We start from the raw sequence: 8,140 nt of genomic DNA, 5'->3' as shown, positions 1-8,140 counted from the left end.
TACGCTGAACGAGCGGCTGACTATTGATACACAACCGCCCGCCGAACCAACGTTGGGATCGACTATTAGCAGTCTGGATAATACCGTCACCCTTAAGGGAGTCGTGGAGGCGCATCAGGATATTCAGGTGAAGGTCACGGTCAACGATACGGACTACACCGCCAGTGTTGATAACGATACCGGTAACTGGCATGTTTCTGTTCCGCAATCCGCTATTCTGTCGGGGGCGAATCAGTACACCATAACGGCCACCGATCCCGCCGGTAATAGCGCCACCGCCAGTGGAGCATTTACAGGTACATCGCCGACGGAAAATCCGGTTAACAAGAGTTCCGGCGTAGATGAAATGATTTTGCTTAGCGAGGCGACATTGCATTCGGTAAGTGTTGATGAAGAATATTATGCCTGATAACTAAACATCACCATGCGAGGCCTCTTCGGAGGCCTCCTGAAAAAAACAGAATAATATTTATTGTCTGTTCATTATTACAGAAGAGAGTTAATTTATAAAAAAAAGCGGCAGACTACGCTGCCGCAAATATGAGGAGGACAATTACCGTTACGCTACACCACAAAGTAATCCGTTACTGAGGTAAGTAAAACATAAATATCCCCAACAATGAATCAACGAAATCAACGAATCAAGAAATCGTCAAATCATGGTATTAATAACCTTGTTCTGTTTTAGCATACTGTGGCAGTAAAAATACATTTTAGTCATTCTGTATATCACATGAAAATTTATAAAACAGATTTGGTTCGCTCACAATATACAAATTATTTTCATTATCCATGGCAATCCCTTCTGGTTGGGGGATATCATCTCTGAGCCCTGACCACTCCGCCGTCAGGAACAATCGATCGCGCACCCGCCACTCGGAACTGACCTCCAGAATCATTTTTGACTCGTCCGACAACACTAACAGCGAATCCGTTGGGGCATGGTATTCAAGTCCGGAGACATCGCTCACACTCGCAGTGATGGCAGAAGGCAACGCTCTGGTGATACCATTTTTGCTCATCTCTACTTCTTTGATCATAATGGGTTTTCTTTCTTTTGCGGCATATAATCTCTCATTTTTCGCATCCCATGCCGTACCTTCCAGCCCTTTATTTTTTGCTTTGTCATAGCCCTCAAGCTTCACCATGGAGATTATCTGCATGGCGCCGCGCTGAATATCCACCTGTGTTTTATAGACCGCGCCATCTTTCTCACTGCCTATCTGGAACTGGTTGCCCCCACTCCATGCAATAGACTCCGGGTCGTGGATGCCCTGCAACGGCATCCGCCCTACCAGCTGCCCTTCTGTCGTTAACCAGACCAGTTCAGGGGGATTATTAATAACGGCGAAAAGCATCCTGTCTTCGGCGGAGTAGGTCAAACCTGAAAGGTTACTCTTAACTCCTGCAACTGGTTTTTGCTGAATAACCGCTTTATAGCTACTCAGTGCTAGCGCCGAGGGTTTATCACCATATTTGAGGATCAGTTGATAAACATAGCGTATATCGTCCCTGACCATAAATAAAATCACGCCCAAGAGTACAACCACAATAACGCGTTTTAGTAATCTCATAAAAAATCCATAGCAGATCGCGTCACGACTGATGTCGTAACGCATTTCTTAAAAATAAAGCCGATGTCCGATAGAATCGTTATTCGGTTATGGCGAGCGCCATTAGCATAGGCAAAATGAAATAGTGAGGGTTATCACAAAAAGCCCGATTTTAATCACTAACGTACCCTTTTTGTAAATTGACATAATCAAGAGGAGGGTAGTTTCGGCTAATTATTTAAATAGTACGTCTGCAAATTCGCCCCTGTATGCAGGGCAAATGACAAAAAGTGATAATTAATGAGATGTAACACCGCAATCTGATCTGCTATTGCTGCTCCCACTTCTATTCAACCGGGCAGCAAAAAAATGAAACTCAACCTTATTACCGTCAGCCTGGCTACGCTCGTTGCCGCTGGCGTATTCCCGGCCCATGCTGGTCCTCAGGCGCATGTCGTGTGCGGCTATCACCACACGCTGGGCGATGACGCGATTATGATGTTTGGTAAAGCGAATCAGGCGATGTGGCATGACTTTTTTGGCAACACCCACACCGACGCGGTCTCTACCTACCAGACGTTGCGCGCGCAACCAGATACCACCTGTGATAATAAAGCCGACAGCTCCGCTTACTGGGCGCCGTCCATGAAATTACCCGATGGTGAAATCGTAAAACCGGCCTACCAAAAGACCTATTATCAATCCACAAATGTAGCGCAATATCCGCTCCATCCATTCCCGGCCGGGCTGGAGTTACTGGCAGGCGATCATCACGGTACTGGCCCCAGTTCCGCAATCACCTTTTTATGTGCCAACGGCAAAGGTTACACCAACAAGGTAGGCGAAATATGCGGCCTGCGTAAAGCGGGCGATGCCGTCCAGTTTAATATCGGGATCGCTTTCCCCAACTGTTGGGATGGCGTCAACCTGAAACCGACCCATAGCCACAATAATGCTATCTATGCCGACCACGGGAAATGTTCCGCAGACTATCCGGTCAAAATCCCGACGGTTAATATGAACATCGCCTGGGTACTCCCGCAGATCTCCTCGCTGGATACGTCCAAAGTGGAATTGTCGATGGACCCGGTAATGCATGGCGAAACCCGGGAAGAGCGCTGGGGAAGTCTTTATACCGCCCATGCCGATTTTATGAATGGCTGGACGGAAGATGGCGCGCAGTTTATGACGGATCTGTGTATGAATCAGGGACTGGATTGCGGCACTACGGTTCCTTACGCCTACAGTAAAGCGGAAGAAAATACCTGGATAAGCAGCGAAGACGACAAGCCTCATGCCAGCGTCGATACCTTGTACGTACAGGATGACTGGACAAATGGCGGACGCACGCAGCACCCGGAAACGCTCACGCTGGTGAAATTTAAGATCCCGCCCCTGCCTGCCAATATGGACGCTTCGCTATTCAAATACCGTATTCGCCTTTTTGGCGGCAAAACGGAAACGAACGGCGCCGATCAAATTTTCTTTTACCCGACCAGCAGTGACTGGCACACCAGTACCGTGTCCTGGAACAATAAACCGGCGATCAACTACCGTTCCGATGCCGTGTTATATCTAAACCATTCACATGAGTATCGCATGGTTGATGTCGATAAAGCGGTGCGCAAAGCGCTGGCGGAAGGGAAAACGGAAATATCCTGGTATATCGGCGGCGACCGTCAGGGAAATCACTACGATTTCACGCCAGCGGACTCAAAACAGAGCCTGGTGCTGATGCTGACCGGTTTCAAAAAGACGCCGGAGCTGTAATAGTAAACTGTGCCCGCTGACGCAACAGCGGGCACGATGGCGGCACAAGCATTATGGCACGCCATCAAAACCTGACCAATACCTCAGAAAAACAACCGTTTATTCTCAGGCTGTAGTCCCTGTTGCTGCTGAACATCCTGCAAATAACAGGTCGCTACGATGGCAAGCCGGGCATAGAAGGCGCTAACGGTATTGCGTTGCAGCAATTCCAGATAGCGGAATCCCCAGGGCAGCAGATGCGCCTCCAGTAACCGGTTGGCCGCCACGTTGTCGCCTCGTGCCAGCAGATCGCTACAGGCTAATAGCATCAGGCCAAACTGATCTTCCGGCTCGCGTTCACGGTCAGTGAATACCATGCCCTGCGCCTGTAAAAAAGCTCGATAATCGGCGGTGGTTTCCCCCATCAGCAAATTATCTGTTTCCAGATAGACCGATCCCCAGGGCGGGACGGGCATCTTTCCCTGGCCTTCAAACAACACGGAAAATTGCCATGTAAGCGCATCATCATCCGGTAGCGACCATGACGCACACAGTGATTCAATATGTCCGCGATCGCGCCAGGGGTAAAGCTCAGGCAACGTTGGCAAACAGTCGAACAACGCTTTCACCTCCGGCCTCTCAGGGGAGAAGTAAAACAGTGCGCCGAGGATACGCGGCAAAACAGCACGGGAAGGCATAGCAATAGCTCCTGAAATATTTCGCCTGATGACGCTACGCTTATCAGGCTTACATGGCATAAACCGGGCAAAAAACTACATTGGCAACGTCCACAGATTGTAAAACGCAATCCTACCCGCCAACTCCGCCGCGATAACCACCACAGCCGTCATGGCCAGCACCGCAGCGCTCGATTTCAGGCGCGCGCAGACCACCACCCCGACCACGCCCGCCGCCAGCAATATCGCCTGGGCGGTAAACCAGCTATGCTGCGCAGCGGTCAGAGCGCTATCGGCGCTCATCAGCGTCGCCATATAGCCCGGGCGCAGACAAAAGCTCACCAAAATCGCCAACACGCTGACCAGTAGCCCCAGACGGCGCACGCCAAACAATGCCGCCAACGCGCCGCCGCCAATCAACGGCGTCAATATCATCATTGCCGTGGTGTAAGATGAACGCCAGGTCGCCACCGTCGGCAGTTGGTAAATCTGCGGAACGGCGTATAAGAAGACAACTCCGACTATCGCCGCCAACCAGACCAACGCGTTACACAGCGGCGTCGCCCGGTTCAGCAACAAACCGAGCGCCCCCAGCCCGCCGAGCGCCGCAAAAGCCGCCGACAAGACAATCTCGTTACTCATCGGCGAATGTCCGACGCGCAGCAGCATATTCAGCGCACGCAGCGGTTGCCCGACGTGGAAGGTGCCGATAATGACGCCCAGCCCAAACAGGCACATCACCGAGAACAGACCAATAGCCTTGCGCCGCGGCGCGACCAGCCCCATTGCGCCGCCAATCAGCAGCAGAATAAACGCGCCGACCGCGCTCTGGGTAAAGACCGTAAAAAAGACCAGCGGTAACTCATGCATGGCGCACCTCCCGAATGTTCATGATTGCGCCTTCCGTATCGCCCGTGGGTCTCGCTTTCGGATGCGGTTTAATAATGAGGTTAGGATGGGTGAACGACGCCGAAGGCAGCGGCGCGATTTGATTCTCCGTGCCATATTTTGCCCGTAATTCATCGACAGGGCCGAAATCCAGCGCTCGCTGCGGGCAAGAATCCACACAGATAGGGCGCAGATTGTTCTCCAGTCGGTCAAGACAACCGTCGCATTTACGCATCACGTTCGCCTGCGTATCAAACTGCGGCGCGCCGTAGGGGCAACGCATTTCACAATAGCGACAGCCGACGCATACGCTGTCATCCACCACGACCAGACCATCTTCTTTGCGTTTATGCATCGCCCCGGTCGGACAGCCGGAGACACATACCGGCTCATCGCAATGGTTACAAGCAATAGAGAGGTAGTAGGTAAAGGTGTCGTGATGCCAGCTTTCCCCCTCTTTCACCCAGCTTCCGCCGCCATATTCATAGACGCGGCGCAGTTTCGGACCGACATCCAGATCTTTATTATCCTTGCAGCTTACCTGGCAGGTTTTACAGCCTGAACAGCGCGAGGAGTCAACATAAAAGCCATACTGTTTCATCGTACATCACTCCTTAAGCGCGTTTAATTTCAACCAGATTGGTATGCTGCGGATTGCCTTTCGCCAGCGGCGAAGGATGGTGGCTGGTCAGCGTATTGATACAGCCGCCGACATCAACGCCGTTGCCGTCAAGCTGCGTCCACGCGCCCTGCGGCATCGCCGCCACGCCGGGTAAAATGCGCTGGGTCACTTTACAGGGAAGCTCCACCACGCCGCGGTCATTGAATACATGCACCCGATCGCCGGACTTCAATTGGCGGGCGCTGGCGTCAATCGGGTTAATCCAGACTTCATCCGGCACTGCCTCATGCAGCATCAGCACATTGCTGTAGGTCGAGTGGGTATGCCCTTTGGTATGGAAGCCGCTTAACTGTAACGGATACTTCGCCGTCAGCGCTTTGTTAAGATGCGACTCTTTCGCCGGACAAAATTCCGGCAATGCGGGAATTCGCTCGCCTTCTGGCAACGTCCACGTTTGCGCCAGATCCGCCAGCGCCTGGGAGTAAATTTCAATTTTGCCCGACGGCGTGGAGAGTGGATTAGCCTCGGCGTCGGCGCGGAAATCGGCAAACGCAAGGCTCTGCTGCTCGGTAGCGATACGCTGGTCAATCACACCCATCTCTTTCGCCACGCTCCACTCCGGCAGGTATGGACGTTTTTCACGGATCTGCTGATAGTGCATCTCCGCCCACTGCGCCTGAGTTCGGCCCTCGGTATATTGCTCGCGCAGTCCAAGATGCCCGGCGATATCCGCGCAGATGTCATACGTGCTGCGCACTTCCCACATCGGTTTAACGGTTTTCTGAATCGCAATCATATAGTTATGCGATCCCGCCGCATAGGAGCTGTCCACCAGGTCTTCCGCCTCAAGATAGCTGGTCTCTGGCAAAAGCAGGTCCGCATACATCGCGCTGGGCGTCATATGGTTTTCAATCACGATAATGGTTTCACACAGCGATTCATCCGCGAGAATTTGACGGGTGCGGTTTGTTTCGCCGTGCTGATTCAGCAAAGTATTACCGGCCTGGTTGAAAAACAGCTTAATTCCGGTTTTTAGCCTGTCCGCGCCTTTCACGCCCATTGTCGTCGCGGTCATTTTCTCCGGGTGCTGAATGGCGTCCGTCCACAGATAGCAAGGAATAGAGGTTGTGATCGGATTCTTACCGACGGGCAACAATGGCACGCCATACGGCGTACCGTAAGGCCAGTTGCCATTGTTGGTGCCGGGCCGCCCGAAGTGGCCGGTTAACGCTGGCAGCGTCTGAATAGCACGCACGGTTTGTTCGCCGTTGGCATGACGCTGCGGCCCCCAGCCCTGGCAAATATAGCAGGCGCGCGCCGAGGCGATTTCGCGTGCCAGTTGGCGAATACGCGTTGCCGGAATACCGGTGATATCCGCCGCCCATTCCGGGGTTTTCGCGATACCGTCATCGCCCGTGCCAAGAACATAATCTTTATAGCTGGCGTTAGGCGCAGCCGTGTCCGGCAAGGTGCTACGGTCATAGCCGACGCAATAGCGGTTTACCAGCGCCTCGTCGAGAAGCTGTTCGGTAATCAGCGTATGCGCTATGCCGGCGACTAACGCAGCGTCCGTGGTTGGGCGAATCGGTAGCCATTCGGCGTGTTCGGTAATCACTGAATCGGTATAGCGCGGATCGATAATAATGACTCTGGCTTTCGAGGTCTCCAGCGCCCGGCGCAACTCTTCAACCTGACCGCCGCCGGACATCCGCGTTTCTGAGAGATTCAGGCCAAATAGCACCACCAGATCGGAATGCGCGATCTGCGTAAAATGGCTACCGACATAATCGCCGTGGGTATAGGGCGTGGCGGTGGCGATTTGCGCCGTGGAATAGGTGTTGTGATAATTTAAATAACCGCCAGTGAGATTTAATAATCTTATCCAGGCGGGCCTGCCCTGCGTATGATAATATGCCCCGGATTGATAATTATAATAAATAGCTTCCCGGCCATATTGTTCGCTAACGCGCGTTAATTCCGCGGCAATAAAGGCCGTGGCCTCATCCCATGAAATACGTTTAAATTTTCCTTCACCGCGTTTTCCCACTCTTTTCATCGGATACTTAATGCGATCCGGGCTATAGACGCGCCAGCGACTGGAACGCCCACGCAGGCAGGGACGAATCTGATGCTCGCCGAATACCGCGTCATCTTTCGCGTCTTCCGGCTCAATACGCACAATGCGATCATTTTTCACGATAACCTTAAGCGGGCATCGGCTGCCACAGTTGACCAGACAGGCGCTGTGCCTGACGGTTTCGTCGTTGGCATCCTTCGGTATCGGGGTATCCTGCGCCTGGGCAGTGGTAGCAAAAGGCAGCGTAATCGCCTGGCTTAGCGTCACCGCCGCCCCTACTTTTGCAGTAGCGACAATAGCATCACGTCGGGTTATGGTTGTGTTCAGCCATTTTTTTATTTCCATTTTTTATTTCTCACATTGCTTCCATAATTATTCATAATATGTAATGAAAACCAATCATAATAGATTAAACATTAGCGCTGATTGATTGTGATCAAACGCATTCTGAACGTCAGTAAAAATAAAACGTGATACCGCATACATTATTATAAAAATTAATGAAAAATTATTTTATGCAATTCTGATGAAAATAAATTATCCATCACGGTATCCGGCGATATTAATTAACGAC

At 51.9% G+C, this 8,140-nt stretch carries 7 protein-coding genes; 2 read left to right on the top strand and 5 right to left on the bottom strand.

The features are described from left to right. Nucleotides 1-22: 22 nt before the first annotated feature. Entirely contained in the window at nucleotides 23-409 is a 387-nt protein-coding gene (locus ACLD4K_RS13685) for an Ig-like domain-containing protein (protein WP_259468482.1), read from the top strand. Nucleotides 410-713: 304 nt separating this feature from the next. Here the strand turns inward: ACLD4K_RS13685 and ACLD4K_RS13680 are convergent, their stop codons facing one another. Then, on the bottom strand, nucleotides 714-1,619 hold the full coding sequence (locus ACLD4K_RS13680; protein WP_001268195.1) for an SdiA-regulated domain-containing protein: 906 nt from the start codon (nucleotides 1,617-1,619) through the stop codon (nucleotides 714-716). Between the two features lie 303 nt (nucleotides 1,620-1,922). On the opposite strand from ACLD4K_RS13680, the gene ACLD4K_RS13675 reads away from it, so the two are divergent. Beyond that, complete coding sequence (locus ACLD4K_RS13675; protein WP_411012013.1) at nucleotides 1,923-3,323, top strand: DUF1996 domain-containing protein; 1,401 nt, start codon at nucleotides 1,923-1,925, stop codon at nucleotides 3,321-3,323. A gap of 83 nt (nucleotides 3,324-3,406) precedes the next feature. Here ACLD4K_RS13675 and ACLD4K_RS13670 read toward each other — a convergent pair whose 3' ends face one another. The 4 genes from ACLD4K_RS13670 to ACLD4K_RS13655 all read right to left on the bottom strand — a co-directional run bounded on the left by ACLD4K_RS13670 (nucleotide 3,407) and on the right by ACLD4K_RS13655 (nucleotide 7,911). Then, nucleotides 3,407-4,000 (bottom strand): molecular chaperone, encoded by a 594-nt coding sequence (locus ACLD4K_RS13670; RefSeq protein ID WP_316987464.1) that lies wholly within the window; start codon nucleotides 3,998-4,000, stop codon nucleotides 3,407-3,409. Nucleotides 4,001-4,075: 75 nt separating this feature from the next. Then, complete coding sequence (locus ACLD4K_RS13665) at nucleotides 4,076-4,849, bottom strand: dimethyl sulfoxide reductase anchor subunit family protein (RefSeq protein WP_080094996.1); 774 nt, start codon at nucleotides 4,847-4,849, stop codon at nucleotides 4,076-4,078. Next, nucleotides 4,842-5,468 (bottom strand): DMSO/selenate family reductase complex B subunit, encoded by a 627-nt coding sequence (locus ACLD4K_RS13660; protein WP_000816143.1) that lies wholly within the window; start codon nucleotides 5,466-5,468, stop codon nucleotides 4,842-4,844. The genes ACLD4K_RS13665 and ACLD4K_RS13660 overlap by 8 nt, the downstream gene beginning before the upstream one ends. Before the next feature lie 13 nt (nucleotides 5,469-5,481). Further along, on the bottom strand, nucleotides 5,482-7,911 hold the full coding sequence (locus ACLD4K_RS13655) for a DMSO/selenate family reductase complex A subunit (protein WP_392483380.1): 2,430 nt from the start codon (nucleotides 7,909-7,911) through the stop codon (nucleotides 5,482-5,484). Nucleotides 7,912-8,140 lie beyond the last annotated feature (229 nt).

The organism is Salmonella sp. 741265055_HSA (genome assembly GCF_046569525.1).
GTDB classification, from domain to species: Bacteria; Pseudomonadota; Gammaproteobacteria; order Enterobacterales; family Enterobacteriaceae; genus Salmonella; species Salmonella enterica.
This window is presented reverse-complemented; position numbering and strand designations above follow the sequence as displayed.